Genomic DNA, 1,280 nt, shown 5'->3' on the forward strand with positions numbered 1-1,280 from the left:
TTAATTAGAGTCTGTCCATACAGTAAGGTTTTCGAGCTAATGTGATGATTTCGCACGGTTAAACAGATTTGACAGGTGGCTTATTAGATGTTTGGCTGCTTTTTTTACGAGCTGTGCGCAAAATATATATTTCTGATGCTCGTTTTCGCTTTGCAGGACGTAGTTATCCCTTGGGCCTCATTAAAGGCTCAAGTTAGCTGGTTTTATAGTTGCAAAATTAACTTCGATGTCATCACCCTCACATTGTAGGCAATGGCACTCCATAGTACCTTAGCCTTAAAATGTGCATCTCCCTTCCAGTTGCAGCAGCGAATATTAAACCCTCTTTTAAAATTGGAAATATTGGCCTCAATGCCACTGCGCCACTTTTTCAATCGGGTTTCTATATTCTGACTGGATACAATGTTTTTTAAACTGCCTGTTATTTTATTGAATACAATGTTTTTGATACCTGCTCCCAGAGCATGCTCACTATTAGCCTTGGAGGCATAACCACCATCTGCCACACTGTCGCGGGGAATAACGCCATAGTCTGCAATCACTTTATCAATCGTAGATTGGTATAGCCCCGAGTCCGATGGATTACCCTTTAATACCTGGCAGTTGAGGATCAGATTGCTTTTCCCGGTAGACAGGCTCACTTTGTGGCCAAATTGTATATCCCTGCCCCCTTGTATATCCCTGCCCCCTTTGACGATAATGTCTGTGTGCCGCTCATAGATCGAAAATATCTTTTGGTCATTAGGTACCTTTTCTGCTCTTATTTCTTTCCGCTCTGTCATGGTAAAAACTTGTTGCATGACCGGTAAAAAATTCTCCATACGCACATGCAATGCCAGCGAGCGCAGGCTAGAGCCGGGCTTTTTTTTTACTACATTGCTGATCTGGTTGATACATTTAGTAAAAACAATCATCTGCTTTTTGAACAGATCGATACGTTTATCTCCGATTCTGGTATTGTTGATCTTAAAAAATGTTTTYTTGCCCGACACCGTGTAGTCCCGGTAGCTAAGCCCCTCTACCTCCTTTGAAAGTAACATCAGTAACCTTTTACTCTCCTTTATACAATCCCAAACCAACGAATTGTTAGTTGGATAATGAATATTGCTTGCTACCACGGTAGTATCCTGCCGTAGCTTTGAGACATCTTCCAAACCCTGTTGAATCGCTATTTTATTGAGTGAAACCAATAATTTCTGCACGTTCTCTTCGGTGATTTTTGAAATATATTTCTGATATAACTGAAAGCTATAAGGGCGAACTACATCAATTTTTATAAA

Annotated in this window: 1 protein-coding gene; it reads right to left on the minus strand. The window is 40.6% G+C overall.

Annotated elements, in window-relative coordinates:
• Positions 1-203: 203 nt before the first annotated feature.
• The coding region (locus FDK13_RS35180) for a transposase (RefSeq protein ID WP_137344679.1) at positions 204-1,280 on the minus strand (1,077 nt) is incomplete at its 5' end.

The sequence above is a fragment of the Dyadobacter frigoris genome, from assembly GCF_005280585.1.
Classification (GTDB): domain Bacteria; phylum Bacteroidota; class Bacteroidia; order Cytophagales; family Spirosomataceae; genus Dyadobacter; species Dyadobacter frigoris.